This window comes from Streptomyces sp. NPDC056361, from assembly GCF_042262805.1.
In the GTDB taxonomy this organism is placed as follows: Bacteria; Actinomycetota; Actinomycetes; order Streptomycetales; family Streptomycetaceae; genus Streptomyces.
Genome location: NZ_JBHJQI010000189.1, coordinates 1 through 12,886, shown reverse-complemented (window position 1 = coordinate 12,886; position 12,886 = coordinate 1). Strand labels below are relative to the sequence as shown.

The window sequence follows — 12,886 nt, the reverse complement described above, 5'->3', positions numbered from 1 at the left end:
GGCGTGGTCCGACCCGGACCACGCCCGGCGCCGGGCGTGGTCCGGCGGCGCGGCCGGAGCCGGCTCAGCCGCAGACCAGCTCCGCCGCCCGCTCCGCGCAGCCCCACGCCACGGTCACCCCGGCGCCCCCGTGCCCGTAGTGGTGGACCAGCCGCCCGCCGCCCGGCAGCGGCACCGCCTCGATCCGCACCCCGCCCACCCGGGCAGGCCGCAGCCCCACCCGGTGCCCGATCACCCGCGCCCCCGCGATCTCCGGCCGCACCCGCGCGCACCGGGCGACGATCCCCGCCGCCGTCGCCGGATCGGGTGCGAGCCGCTCGTCGCCCTCCTCGGCCGTCCCGCCGAGCACCAACCGCCCCGGCTGCGGGAAGAAGTACGTCGTCTCGCGCGACCCGGCGTCCGCCGCGGTGAACCACCCCTCGATCCCGGGGTTCTCCACCAGGACCAACTGCCCCCGCACCGGCCGCAGTCCGGCATCCGGTACGAGCTCCCGCGCCGCCGCGCCGGTGCAGTCGACGACCACCCGCGCCCGCGTCGCCGCCTCCTCGAAGCCGGCGACCGCGCGCCGCTCGAAGACCCCGCCGGCCGCCTCGAACCGGTGCCGCAGCCACCTCAGATGGACCGGCATGTCGATCAGCGGAAGCCGGGCCGCCAGACCCGCGGCGTACGGCCCCGGCACCTCCTCCGGAGCCAGCCGGCGCAGGCCCGGCACCTCCTTCGCCCACGACCCGAGGCCGTCGAGGGCGGTGTCCGCGTGGACGCCCGGCACCCACCGCACCCCGGTCCGCTCCGGATCGGCGGCCAACTCCCCGTACACCCGCAGCGAGTCGAGCGCCCAGGCCCCCGCCTCCGCCGCCGGCTCGATCCGGTACGGCCACCACAGCGCGCCCGCCACCGCCGAGGTCGTCGCCGTGACGTCGTCCCGCGACCAGACCCGTACCCGGAGCCCGCGCTCCACCAGCGTCACCGCCGTCGTCAGACCGATGACCCCGCCGCCCACCACGATCACGTCGCTCACGTCGCTCTCCATGGCCGGGACCGTACCGGGACCGGGACATTTCCGGGACGGCCCGGCCACGGAAAACCGGAAGACTCGAGTCATGCCGGTCCCGTACACATCCTTCGACCTCGCCCCCGCCGACCGCGCGGGCGGTGCGTCCACCCCCCGCCGCGACGTCCTCGTCGACGGCAGGGCGCTGCTCCACCGGCTCGACGAGGTCGACGGCGTCGACGCCGTCTCGCCGCTCGCGGCGGACCTCCCGCCCACGATCCGTGCCGGGCACGCCGAGCTCCTCCTGCTCGCCGACGGCACCCGCCGGGTGGTCCACTCCTGCCCCGACTGCGACGACCCCGGCTGCGGAGCCGTCACCGCCGTCGTCGAGCGCGCCGGCGAGGACGTCGTCTGGCGCGACCTCGCCTGGCAGACCGGCCCCGCCGTCGACCCCGAGCGTGACGTCTACCCCGGCATCGGCCCGTACCTCTTCCACGGCGCCACCTACCGCGCGGTCCTCCACCGCCTGCTCGCGGAGCACGCCGGCGACGCGGGCGCACCGGCCGGGACCCTCCGGGCGGCGTGACGGGCGGCGTGACGGGGGTGTGACGGAGCGGTGTGACGGAGCGGTGTGACGCGGCGGGGTGTCCGGACGGCGTGGTCGGACGGTGTGCCCGGCGGTGTCGCGGGGCACCGCCGCGGCGCGGGTGGCGGGCCGGGCGACGGGGCTCCGTGACGGGCCGGGTGACCAGGGGGTGCGGCGGGAGCCGTGACCGGCGGTACGGCCGGGCGGGCGCCCCCGTAAGATTCGTCCCCTGATGACTGCAACCCTCGTCGCCAAGGACCTCGCCGCCGGCCACGGCGAACGCACCCTCTTCGCCGGGCTCGACCTGGTCGTCGCCCCCGGCGACGTCATCGGCCTCGTCGGCGTCAACGGCGCCGGCAAGTCGACGCTGCTGCGGCTGCTCGCCGGCCTCGACACCCCGGAGGAGGGCGAGCTGCGGCTCTCCCCGCCGACCGCCGCCGTCGGTCACCTCCCGCAGGAGCCGGAGCGGCGCGCGGGCGAGACCGTCCGCGAGTTCCTCGCCCGGCGCACCGGTGTCGCCGCCGCCCAGGCCGCCATGGACGAGGCCACCCAGGGCCTCGTCGACGGCACCCCGGGCGCCGACGACGCGTACTCCGTCACCCTGGAGCGCTGGCTGAACCTCGGCGGAGCCGACCTCGACGAGCGCGCCGACGAGGTCGCCGACTCCCTCGGCCTCACCGTCGGCCTCGACCAGCCGATGACCGCCCTCTCCGGCGGCCAGGCCGCCCGCGCCGGCCTCGCCTCCCTGCTCCTCTCGCGCTACGACGTCTTCCTGCTCGACGAGCCCACCAACGACCTCGACCTCGACGGCCTGGAGCGCCTGGAGGCCTTCGTGAAGGGCCTGCGCGCGGGGACGGTCGTCATCAGCCACGACCGCGAGTTCCTCACCCGCACGGTCACCAAGGTCCTCGAACTCGACCTGGCCCAGCAGCAGATCACCTTGTACGGTGGCGGCTACGACGCGTACCTCGACGAGCGGGACACCGCCCGGCGCCACGCGCGCGAGGACTACGAGGAGTACGCGGGCAAGAAGGCCGCCCTGGAGGCGCGCGGCCACATGCAGCGCTCCTGGATGACGCAGGGCGTCAAGAACGCCCGCCGCAAGGCCACCGACGGCGACAAGCTCGGCCGCAACGCGCGCAGCGAGGCCAGCGAGAAGCAGGCGGCGAAGGCCCGGCAGACCCAGCGCATGATCGAACGCCTCGACGTCGTCGACGAGCCCCGCAAGGAGTGGGAGCTGCGCATGGAGATCGCCTCCGCGCCGCGCTCCGGCTCGGTCGTGGCGACCCTGCGCGAGGCCGAGGTCCGCCGCGGCGACTTCTCCTTCGGCCCCGTCACCCTCCAGATCGACTGGGCCGACCGGGTCGCCGTCACCGGTGCCAACGGCGCCGGGAAGTCGACCCTGCTCGCGGCCCTGCTCGGCCGCCTCCCGCTGGACTCGGGCGACACGGTCCTCGGCTCGGGCGTCGTCGTCGGCGAGGTCGACCAGGCCCGCAAGCTGTTCCACGGCACCGAGACCCTCCTGGAGGCGTTCTGCGCGGCGGTGCCCGACACCGAGCCCGCCGAGGTCAGGACGCTGCTCGCCAAGTTCGGCCTCAAGGCCGAGCACGTGCTGCGGCCCGCCACCACCCTCTCCCCGGGCGAGCGGACCCGCGCCGCGCTCGCCCTGCTCCAGGGCCGGGGCGTGAACCTCCTCGTCCTCGACGAGCCGACCAACCACCTCGACCTGCCGGCCATCGAGCAGCTGGAGTCCGCCCTCGACTCGTACACCGGCACCCTGCTCCTGGTCACCCACGACCGCCGCATGCTCGACGCGGTCCGCACCACCCGGCGCATCGAGGTCGCCGGCGGCAAGGTGACCGAACTCTGATGACGGTCTCCTTCGGCTGGGGGCCCGTCGAGGCGCGGGCCCTCGCCCGGGCGGCCGCCTGCGTGGTCGTGGTCGACGTGCTGTCGTTCACCACCGCCGTGGGCGTCGCCGTCGAGGCCGGCACGGCCGTCCACCCCTACCGGTGGCGGGACGCCACGGCCGCCGCGTACGCGGACCGCGTCGGGGCGGCTCTCGCCGTCGGCCGCCGCGAGGCGACCCCCGAGCACCCGTGGTCGCTCTCCCCGGCGGCCCTGCGCGCCGCCCCGGCGCCCGCCCGTCTGGTCCTGCCGTCCCCGAACGGCTCCACGATCGCGGCCGAGGCCGGCGGCGCGACCGTCGTCGCCGCCTCCCTGCGCAACCGCACCGCGGTCGCCCGCTGGCTCACGGACCGCGGCTACGGCACGGCGGAACGCCCGCTCGCGGTCGTCGCCGCCGGCGAGCGGTGGCCCGACGGATCGCTGCGCCCGGCGCTGGAGGACCTGCTGGGCGCGGGGGCGGTCCTCGCCGGCCTCGCCGGCCTCGCCGGCACGGGCCCGATGACCCCGGAGGCGACCGCGGCGGCCACGCTGTGGTCGGCGACGAAGGACCCGGTCGCCGCCTTGCACGGCTGCGACTCGGGCCGTGAACTGTACGAGTACGGCTATCCGCAGGACGTGGCCGTGGCCGCCGAGACCGACAGCTCGACGACCGTTCCCGTTCTCGTGGACGGCGCTTTCCAGGAGGCAGCAGCATGACCGACCTACTGACCCGGCTGACCGAGATGCTGGACGATCTGGACGCGGACGTCGACGAGACGATCGACCTCGCCGACGAGATCGCCGCCTCGGGCGACGCGGGCCTCCTGCCGCGCCTCCAGTCGGAGCTCGACCGCGCCCTCACCGAGCGGAACGCCTACGCCCGCGAGCTCCTCGGCGGCGTCCTCGCCGCCATCGGCGGCCCGGAGGCCCTGCCGACCCTGGTCCGTGCCTCGGCCGTCGACCTCGGCGACGACCAGGACGGCCTGGCCGCCGAGATCGTCGAGCTCGTGCAGGCCGACCCGAAGGCCGCCCGCGCGCTGCTCCAGCCGCTCACCGACGACGACGACCTGACCGTCGCCCACCGCGCCGAATGGGCCATGCGCTTCCTGCCGTGACCCGACCTCCCGCGGGCCCGCCCCGCACGGCCGAGGCCGCGCCCCGCCGGGGCGCGGCCTCAGTCGTTCCGTGGCCGGCCGGCGGCGTGCCGGCCGGCGTCCCCTGGGCCCCGTCCGGAAGTAGAGCCGGGCGGGACTTTCCGGACAGGGCCTAGCGGCGCTTCCCGCCGCCTTCGCCGAGGAGGCCGGCCTTGCGCAGGGCGTCCGCCATGGCGCTGTTGCCGGGGGCGGGTGCCTGCGAACGGTCGCGGTCCCGGCCGCCCCGCTCGTCCCGGCCGCCCCGCTCGTTCCTGCGGCCACCGCCACCGCCACCACCGGCGTTACCGCCACGGGTGCCGCTCTGTCGCTGCTGCGGAGGGCGCTCGCCCCGCTCGCGCTTGGGAGCGCCGCCGGCCGCGTCCGCGCCCGGCTCGTCGTCGAGGCGGAGGGTCAGGGAGATGCGCTTGCGCGGGATGTCGACGTCCATGACCTTCACCTTGACCACGTCGCCGGGCTTCACCACGTCGCGCGGGTCCTTGACGAAGTTCTTCGACATCGCGGACACGTGCACCAGCCCGTCCTGGTGCACGCCGATGTCCACGAACGCACCGAAGGCGGCCACGTTGGTGACGACGCCCTCCAGGACCATTCCGGACGCGAGGTCGCCGATCTTCTCGACGCCGTCCTTGAAGGTGGCCGTCTTGAACGCCGGACGCGGGTCGCGGCCGGGCTTCTCCAGCTCGCGCAGGATGTCGGTCACCGTCGGCAGACCGAAGGTCCCGTCGACGAAGTCGTCCGCCCGGAGCGAGCGCAGCCTGCCGGTGTCGCCGATCAGCGCCGCGACCTCGCCGCCCGTCGCCTTCACCATCCGGCGCACCACCGGGTACGCCTCGGGGTGCACCGACGACGCGTCGAGCGGGTCGTCGCCGCCCCGGATGCGCAGGAAGCCCGCGCACTGCTCGTACGCCTTCGGGCCGAGCCTGGCCACGTCCTTGAGCGCCCGGCGGGAGCGGAACGGTCCGTTGGCGTCCCGGTGCGCCACGATGTTCTCGGCGAGGCCGCCGCTGATGCCGGAAACCCGCGAAAGCAGCGGCGCGGAGGCGGTGTTGACGTCGACGCCGACGCCGTTCACACAGTCCTCGACGACGGCGTCGAGCGAGCGCGAGAGCTTCACCTCGGCCAGGTCGTGCTGGTACTGGCCCACGCCGATGGACTTCGGGTCGATCTTCACCAGCTCCGCGAGCGGGTCCTGGAGCCGCCGCGCGATGGAGACGGCGCCGCGCAACGACACGTCGAGCCCGGGGAGTTCCTGCGAGGCGAAGGCGGAGGCCGAGTAGACCGAGGCGCCCGCCTCCGAGACCATCACCTTCGTCAGCTTCAACTCGGGGTGCTTGGCCAGGAGTTCGGCCGCGAGCTTGTCGGTCTCGCGGGACGCCGTGCCGTTGCCGATCGCGACCAGTTCGACCGCGTGCTCCTTCGCCAGGCGGGCCAGCCGGTCGAGCGCCTGGTCCCACTTGTTGGCGGGGACGTGCGGGTAGATCGTGTCCGTGGCCACCACCTTGCCGGTGGCGTCGACCACGGCGACCTTCACGCCGGTGCGGAAGCCCGGGTCGAGGCCGAGCGTCGCCCGGGTGCCGGCGGGCGCGGCGAGCAGCAGGTCGCGCAGGTTCGCCGCGAACACCCTGACCGCCTCGTCCTCGGCCGCCGTCCGCAGCCGCAGCCGCAGGTCGATCCCGAGGTGGACGAGGATGCGGGTCCGCCAGGCCCAGCGGACCGTGTCCTGGAGCCACTTGTCGCCCGGGCGCCCCCGGTCGGCGACGCCGAAGCGACCCGCGACGATCCCCTCGTACGAGGACGGGCCGGGCAGCTCCGACGGCTCCTCCGGCTCCAGGTCGAGGCTGAGCACGTCCTCCTTCTCGCCCCGCAGCATGGCGAGCACCCGGTGCGAGGGCAGCGCCGTGAACGGCTCGGCGAAGTCGAAGTAGTCGGCGAACTTCGACCCGGCCTCCTCCTGCCCGTCCCGCACCTTCGCGACGAGCCGGCCGCGGCCCCACATGCGCTCGCGCAGCTCGCCGATGAGGTCGGCGTCCTCGGAGAACTTCTCGGCGAGGATCGCCCGCGCGCCCTCCAGCGCGGCGGCGGCGTCCGCGACGCCCTTGTCCCCGTCCACGAAGGCCGCGGCGGCGGCCGTCGGTTCGACGGACGGGTCGGCGAGCAGGCCCTCCGCCAGCGGCGCGAGACCGGCCTCACGGGCGATCTGGGCCTTGGTCCGGCGCTTCGGCTTGAAGGGCAGGTAGATGTCCTCCAGGCGCGCCTTGGTGTCGGCCGCCCGGATGCCGGCCTCCAGCTCCGGCGTCAGCTTGCCCTGCTCGCGTACCGAGTCGAGGATCGCCGTCCGGCGGTCCTCCAACTCGCGCAGATAGCGCAGCCGCTCCTCCAGGGTGCGCAGCTGCGCGTCGTCGAGCATCTCGGTCGCTTCCTTGCGGTAGCGCGCGATGAACGGGACGGTCGAACCGCCGTCGAGGAGCTCGACGGCTGCCTTCACCTGTCGCTCGCGTACGCCGAGCTCCTCGGCGATCCTTGCTTCGATGGACGTCGTCACGGTGTCCCGACTCGCCTTCTCGTGCCTCAAGCTTGCGAGTGCATTGTGCCGGGTCGGTCACCCGGACGCGGCAACCGACCCGTTCCGGCGGTTCGCCGGGGCCGGTGTCACCCCTTGCCGGTGAGGTCCGCGGGGAAGGCGCCCGCGGCCGCCGCGGCGAACAGGAAGCCGCGGCCCAGCCCGGTCAGGCGCTCGACGCCGACCGCGCCGAGGTGCTCGTACGGCGCGGAGTCCAGCCGGTCGGTGTGCTCCTCCAGCTCGGCGCGGAGGGCGGTGCCCGACTCCGTCAGCTCCCCGTCGGCGTCGAGCAGCCCGCGCCCGCGCAGCCGCTCCACCGCCGCGTCCCAGTCGGCGCGCCGCCAGCCGCGGGAGCCGAGGACCCAGCGGGGGGCCATGCCCTTGCCGGTGGCGGTGTGCGAGACGAGGGCCTCGACGGGGTCGAGGCCGGCGGAGAGCAGGGCCGTGAGGTGCCCGTCGCCCCGGTGCTCGCGCAGCAGGGTCGCGGCGTGCCAGTAGGCGAGGTGGGGCTGCTCGGGCACCGGCAGGTCCGCGTGGGCCGAGTACAGCGGCCGGGCGTGCCGGGTGCAGGCCTCGGCGGCGCGCAGCGCGAGCTCCGCCGCCTCGGCCATCTCCGGGGAGGCGACGGCGTCGTCGCCGAGCAGCCGGCGCAGGGTCGCGTCGGCGGTCCGCAGCCGCGCGTCCAGCACCTCGGCGGGGGAGGCGGTCTCCCAGACGGCGGGCAGGTGCCGGGCGAGCAGCTCGTGGTTGTAGTTGTAGAAGGTCGCGGCGACCGTGCCCGCGCCCACCGCGCCGAGGGCGGCGCTCCGTGCGGCGAGCCGCATCGAGCTCTGGTCGGTGAAGCCGAGGGCGGCGAACTCGCGGTCCAGGTCAGGCGAGAAGTACAGCGTGGAGTGCAGCGGGTTGAGGGCGTTGTGGCAGCGGCGCCCCGCGCGCGGCGGCAGTGGAGTCGTCATGGACGCGAACGTTACCGACTGGTCGGTACGACGGGAACAGGCGGACCGCGCCCACCGGGACGATGGCAGGAAAGGTGGGTTGCCCGTCGTTGCGGACGCCACGGCCGCCGCGAAGGATGGAGGCATGACGCAGCGCCCCCTCCTCGTCGTCCTCTTCGACGACGTCCAGAGCCTCGACGTCACCGGACCCGTCGAGGTGTTCGCCGGTGCCGGCCGCGCCGCCGGCGACCCGGCCGCGTACCCCCTCAGGACCGCCTCCCTGGACGGCGGCCCGGTCCGCACGCACAGCGGCCTGCGCCTGCTTCCCGACACCACCCTCGACGAGGCCGTCGCCGACGGCCCGCCGCACACCCTCGTCGTCCCCGGCGGCGAGGGCACCCGGGTGCCCGACCCCGCCCTCGTCGACTGGCTGCGCACCCACGCCCCGCGCGCCCGGCGCCTGGTGTCCGTCTGCACCGGGGCGCTGCTCCTCGCCGAGGCCGGTCTGCTCGACGGGCACCGGGCCACCACCCACTGGGTCGCCTGCGACCACCTCGCCCGCTGCTACCCGGACGTCGACGTCGACCCCGATCCGATCTTCGTACGGGACGGCAGGCTCGCCACCTCCGCCGGCGTCACCGCGGGCATCGACCTCGCCCTCGCCCTCGTCGAGGAGGACCTCGGCCGGGACGTGGCCCTCACCGTCGCCCGCCATCTGGTCGTCTTCCTGCGCCGCCCCGGCAACCAGGCCCAGTTCAGCGCCCAGCTGTCCGCCCAGACCGCCCGCCGGGAGCCGCTGCGCGACCTCCAGCACTGGATCACCGAGCACCCCGACGCCGACCTCTCCGTCGACGCGCTCGCCGCCCGCGTCCGCCTCTCGTCCCGCCACTTCGCCCGGGCCTTCCACGCGGAGACCGGCACCCCGCCCGGCCGCTACGTCGACCGGGTCCGGCTCGAACACGCCCGCCGCCTCCTGGAGGAGACCTCGCGCGGCGTCGAAGAGGTCGCCCGCGCCTCCGGCTACGGCACCCCGGAGGCCATGCGCCGCGCCTTCCTCAAGGCGCTCGGCACCGCCCCGGCGGAGTACCGCCGCCGCTTCCACGCGGTCCTCACCTGACCGTCCTCCTGCGCCGTCGTCGGCCTCGGCCGTCGGCGGGCTCTCCCGTGGTCGACCGCGCGCCGTCCGGAAGCGATCCCTTCGTGGGGCGACCCTTCGCCCGTGGATCCGTGGTCGCCCGGGTCCGCCATCGACCGTTCCGCCAACCGATCGAGGAACCGACATGCAGATCGCCGTTTTGCTCTACGACCGCTTCACCACCCTCGACGCCGTCGGGCCGTACGAGCTCCTGGCCCGCCTCCCCGGAGCCGAGACCGTCTTCGTCGCCAAGGAGGCCGGGCCGGTCCGCAACGACCAGGGCAGCCTGGCCCTCGTCGCCGACAAGAGCCTCGCCGAGGTCCCGAGCCCGGACATCGTGCTGGTCCCCGGCGGACCCGACGCGCGCGTGGCCATGCACGACCAGGAGACCCTGGACTGGCTGCGCGCGGCCGACGCCACCAGCACCTGGACCACCTCGGTGTGCACCGGCTCGCTGATCCTCGCCGCGGCCGGCCTGCTCGAGGACCGCCGGGCGACCACCCACTGGCTCGCCTTCGACGAACTGCGGGCCCAGGGCGTCGAGCCGACCGGCGAGCGGGTCGTCTTCGACGGCAAGTACGTCACGGCCGCAGGGGTCTCGTCCGGCATCGACATGGCGCTGCACCTGCTCGGCCGGATCGCCGGCGACGAGGTCGCCCAGACGATCCAGCTGCTCACCGAGTACGACCCCCAGCCGCCCTACGACGCGGGATCCCCGGAGAAGGCCCCGGCGGCGATCGTCGCGCACTGGCGGGGCACGGACACCAGGGACCTCGTCAAGGAGGGCTGAGACCCCGCTCGCGGGCTCAGAGGCCGTACGTGAAGCGGGGCGCGCGGCGCTCGAGGAAGGCGGCGACACCCTCCGCGCTGTCGCCGCTGCCGCGCGCCTGCTCCGCCCAGTGGGCGTCCCGGTCCAGCCGCCCGTCGATGAACTCCTTGGCCGCCGCCTGGGTCAGCAGCGACCGGGAGACGAGGATCCGGGCGAACTCGGCCACCCGCTTGTCGAGTGCGCCCACCGGGTGGAGCTCGTCCACGAACCCGGTCCGCAACGCCCGGTCCGCGTCGATCAGTTCGCCCGAGAACAGCAGGTATTTGGCGGTCGACGGGCCCACGAGGGCGGCGAGCCTGCGGGTCGACGAGGACCGGTAGACGAGGCCGAGCTTCGAGGGGGTGATCCCGAACCGGCTGCCCTCCTCGGCGAAGCGCAGGTCGCAGGCGGCGGCGAGCTGGCTGCCGCCCCCGACGCAGAAGCCGCGGACGGCCGCCAAGGTCGGCTTGGGGAAGGCCGCGAGCGCCTCCTCGGCCCGTACCGAGGCCGTCTGCTGCTCTTCTCCGGACTCCCGCAGCGTCGAGATGTCGGCCCCGGCGCAGAAGGTGTCGCCCTCGCCGGTGAGGACGAGCACCCGGACGGCCGGGTCGGCGGCGAGCCGCTCCAGGATGCCGGGCAGGGCGCGCCACATGCCGGCGCTCATCGCGTTGCGCTTGGCGGGGTTGGCGATGACGACGGTGGCGACCCCGTCCGTGACGCTGTCCTTCAGCTGCGGCTCCATGGGCCGGATGCTATCCGCCGGGCCCGAACGTACGATCAGGAAGGGGTCGCTCCGAGGAGGCACCGCATGGCGGAGGACGCCCGTGACCCCATTGCCGCGACGGACTCCGTCCGGGACATGGCCCGTCAGGGGAAGAAGCTGAGGCGCGGATTCGGCTGGCTGGCGGCGCTCGGCGTCCTGCTGGTGATCGCCGGTGTCGTCGGTCTGGTCTACACGGGCCTGGCGACCCTGACCTCGATGCTGCTCTTCGGCTGGCTGCTGCTGATCGGCGGCGTGGTGGGACTCCTCCAGGCCATCGGGTCACGGGGCACCAGCTCCTTCTGGCTCGCCGTGGTGGTGGCCGCGCTGAACATCGCGGCCGGCGTCGTGGTGATCCGCCATCCGGAGGGCTCGGCGGAGGCGCTGACGATGTTCGCCGCGCTGCTCTTCCTGACCGGCGGGCTCTTCCGACTGGTGGGCAGTCTGGTGGTGCGCGGGCCGCAGTTCGGCTGGACCCTGCTCCAGGGTGCCTTCGGTCTGCTGCTCGGCCTGCTCGTCCTGTTCGACTGGCCGGACAGCAGCCGGTACGTGCTCGGGGTCTTCTTCTCGCTCGCGCTGCTGTTCGACGGTCTCGGCCTGATCGCCATGGGCGTCGGGGGCCGGCGCATCGTCGGTATGGTGACCCCGCCGATGCCGGCGACGGGCACACCTCCGGAGTCATCAGAAATCGTGCAGGATCAGTCGAACAATTGACGTCGGCATACCCAGGCGGTCAGAAGGCGGCCGATAAGTGTCGACTTCTGGTCAGTAGGCCGGTCTGCCCGCGCGGATTGCCAAGACTCGATCCGTGGCGAGAATCGAGCACGAGGGTGGGAACGGGACCGTGGACACCCACGGAGGCGTCCCCACCCGGCAACCGTCCTACGAAGGAGTCTGGCGCTTCACCGCGGCCGCGGTCGACGTCTCCGTCCCGCAGGCCCGGCACGCCGTACGCGACCTGCTGGTCCGCCAGGGCGTCCCCCTCCACGAGGAGATCATGGACGGCCTGCTGCTGATCGTCTCCGAGCTGGTCACCAACGCCGTGCGGCACGCGGCGCTGCTGTCCCCGGAGATAGCGGTGGAGGTGGCCATCGGCCCCGAGTGGATCAGGGTGTCCGTCGAGGACAACCACCCGTACCGCCCCAAGGCGCTGGAAGCGGACTACGGGCAGACGGGCGGGCGCGGGCTGCTGCTCGTCCGGGAGGTCGCCCAGGAGGCCGGCGGCGCCTGCGACGTCGAGCACACCGCGACCGGAGGGAAGATCATCTGGGCGGCGCTGCCCCTGGCCCCGATGGCACCGGGGCCGGGGAGCGCGCCGCACCCGACGGTCACCAGCCCCCGGACGGACCCGTCAGCTCCCTGACGGCCGGACGCGCCGCGTCGAGCACCGTCATGAACCAGGCGGAGAACGGCGCGGCGGCGTGGCGCTCGGCCAGCTCCTCGGCGGTCACGAAGGCGGTGTCCTCGATCTCCTCCGGGTCCGGCCGCGGCTCGGCCTGCACGAGGCCGACGAAGAGGTGGTTGAACTCCTGCTCCACCAGGCCCGACGCGGGGTCCGGGTGGTTGTACCGGACGGTTCCGGCCTCGGCGAGCAGCGTCGGCGAGACGCCGAGCTCCTCGAAGGTCCGCCGGGCCGCCGCGGCGAACGGCGCCTCGCCCGGGTAGGGGTGGCCGCAGCAGGTGTTCGACCACACGCCGGGGGAGTGGTACTTGCCGAGCGCACGGCGCTGGAGCAGCAGGCGCCCGTCCTCGTCGAAGAGGAAGACGGAGAAGGCGCGGTGGAGCTGACCCGGCGCCTGATGGGCGGCGAGCTTCTCCGCCGTGCCGATGGTCCTCCCCTCCTCGTCGACCAGTTCGAGCATGATCGGCGCCGCGGCTCCGGACGGCTGGACACCGTTCGACGTGATCTCCGGCGAGATCTGAGCCGCGGTGGCTGGTGTGGTCGGCATACCCATCCTTCGCTTCGGTCCTCGGCCCGGTGGGGCCACCACAGTCTGCCGTACAAAACCGGCTTGTCCGTACTTCGTCGGCCGGACGTGGCCGCTCCCGCCGCACCGGAGGGGCACCGGT

The 12,886-nt window shown here is 74.5% G+C and carries 13 protein-coding genes; 8 read left to right on the top strand and 5 right to left on the bottom strand.

What is annotated here, in order from left to right:
• Window positions 1-64 precede the first annotated feature (64 nt).
• Window positions 65-1,030: an NAD(P)/FAD-dependent oxidoreductase gene (locus tag ACFCY7_RS36685; RefSeq protein ID WP_376490409.1), complete on the bottom strand. Its 966-nt coding sequence runs from the start codon at window positions 1,028-1,030 to the stop codon at window positions 65-67.
• 70 nt (window positions 1,031-1,100) lie between these two features.
• Between ACFCY7_RS36685 and ACFCY7_RS36680 the strand changes: the two genes are divergently transcribed.
• The 4 genes from ACFCY7_RS36680 to ACFCY7_RS36665 all read left to right on the top strand — a co-directional run bounded on the left by ACFCY7_RS36680 (window position 1,101) and on the right by ACFCY7_RS36665 (window position 4,579).
• Window positions 1,101-1,577: a hypothetical protein gene (locus tag ACFCY7_RS36680; protein WP_376490408.1), complete on the top strand. Its 477-nt coding sequence runs from the start codon at window positions 1,101-1,103 to the stop codon at window positions 1,575-1,577.
• Window positions 1,578-1,809: 232 nt separating this feature from the next.
• Entirely contained in the window at window positions 1,810-3,447 is a 1,638-nt protein-coding gene (locus ACFCY7_RS36675) for an ABC-F family ATP-binding cassette domain-containing protein (RefSeq protein WP_376490407.1), read from the top strand.
• Entirely contained in the window at window positions 3,447-4,181 is a 735-nt protein-coding gene (locus ACFCY7_RS36670; protein ID WP_376490406.1) for a 2-phosphosulfolactate phosphatase, read from the top strand. The genes ACFCY7_RS36675 and ACFCY7_RS36670 overlap by 1 nt, the downstream gene beginning before the upstream one ends.
• Window positions 4,178-4,579, top strand: a complete 402-nt coding sequence (locus ACFCY7_RS36665) for a hypothetical protein (protein ID WP_376490405.1) — start codon at window positions 4,178-4,180, stop codon at window positions 4,577-4,579. The genes ACFCY7_RS36670 and ACFCY7_RS36665 overlap by 4 nt, the downstream gene beginning before the upstream one ends.
• A 151-nt stretch (window positions 4,580-4,730) precedes the next feature.
• On the opposite strand, the gene ACFCY7_RS36660 is transcribed toward ACFCY7_RS36665, so the two are convergent.
• Complete coding sequence (locus ACFCY7_RS36660) at window positions 4,731-7,160, bottom strand: Tex family protein (RefSeq protein WP_376490404.1); 2,430 nt, start codon at window positions 7,158-7,160, stop codon at window positions 4,731-4,733.
• Window positions 7,161-7,267: 107 nt separating this feature from the next.
• A complete protein-coding gene (locus ACFCY7_RS36655; RefSeq protein ID WP_376490403.1) occupies window positions 7,268-8,134 on the bottom strand; it encodes a hypothetical protein in 867 nt (288 codons plus the stop codon).
• Between the two features lie 124 nt (window positions 8,135-8,258).
• Between ACFCY7_RS36655 and ACFCY7_RS36650 the strand changes: the two genes are divergently transcribed.
• Together ACFCY7_RS36650 and ACFCY7_RS36645 are read left to right on the top strand one after the other, a co-directional pair.
• Complete coding sequence (locus ACFCY7_RS36650) at window positions 8,259-9,230, top strand: GlxA family transcriptional regulator (RefSeq protein WP_376490402.1); 972 nt, start codon at window positions 8,259-8,261, stop codon at window positions 9,228-9,230.
• A 163-nt stretch (window positions 9,231-9,393) separates the two neighbouring features.
• Entirely contained in the window at window positions 9,394-10,038 is a 645-nt protein-coding gene (locus ACFCY7_RS36645; protein ID WP_376490401.1) for a DJ-1/PfpI family protein, read from the top strand.
• Between the two features lie 16 nt (window positions 10,039-10,054).
• Here the strand turns inward: ACFCY7_RS36645 and ACFCY7_RS36640 are convergent, their stop codons facing one another.
• Window positions 10,055-10,798 (bottom strand): enoyl-CoA hydratase/isomerase family protein, encoded by a 744-nt coding sequence (locus tag ACFCY7_RS36640; RefSeq protein WP_376490400.1) that lies wholly within the window; start codon window positions 10,796-10,798, stop codon window positions 10,055-10,057.
• A 117-nt stretch (window positions 10,799-10,915) separates the two neighbouring features.
• Between ACFCY7_RS36640 and ACFCY7_RS36635 the strand changes: the two genes are divergently transcribed.
• Both ACFCY7_RS36635 and ACFCY7_RS36630 read left to right on the top strand, forming a co-directional pair.
• The gene (locus ACFCY7_RS36635) at window positions 10,916-11,530 is read left to right on the top strand and encodes an HdeD family acid-resistance protein (RefSeq protein WP_376490411.1); all 615 of its coding nucleotides are present in this window, start codon (window positions 10,916-10,918) and stop codon (window positions 11,528-11,530) included.
• Between the two features lie 130 nt (window positions 11,531-11,660).
• On the top strand, window positions 11,661-12,179 hold the full coding sequence (locus ACFCY7_RS36630; protein ID WP_376490410.1) for an ATP-binding protein: 519 nt from the start codon (window positions 11,661-11,663) through the stop codon (window positions 12,177-12,179).
• Here ACFCY7_RS36630 and idi read toward each other — a convergent pair.
• Entirely contained in the window at window positions 12,145-12,765 is a 621-nt protein-coding gene (gene idi, locus ACFCY7_RS36625; protein ID WP_376490399.1) for an isopentenyl-diphosphate Delta-isomerase, read from the bottom strand. The genes ACFCY7_RS36630 and idi overlap by 35 nt on opposite strands.
• Window positions 12,766-12,886 lie beyond the last annotated feature (121 nt).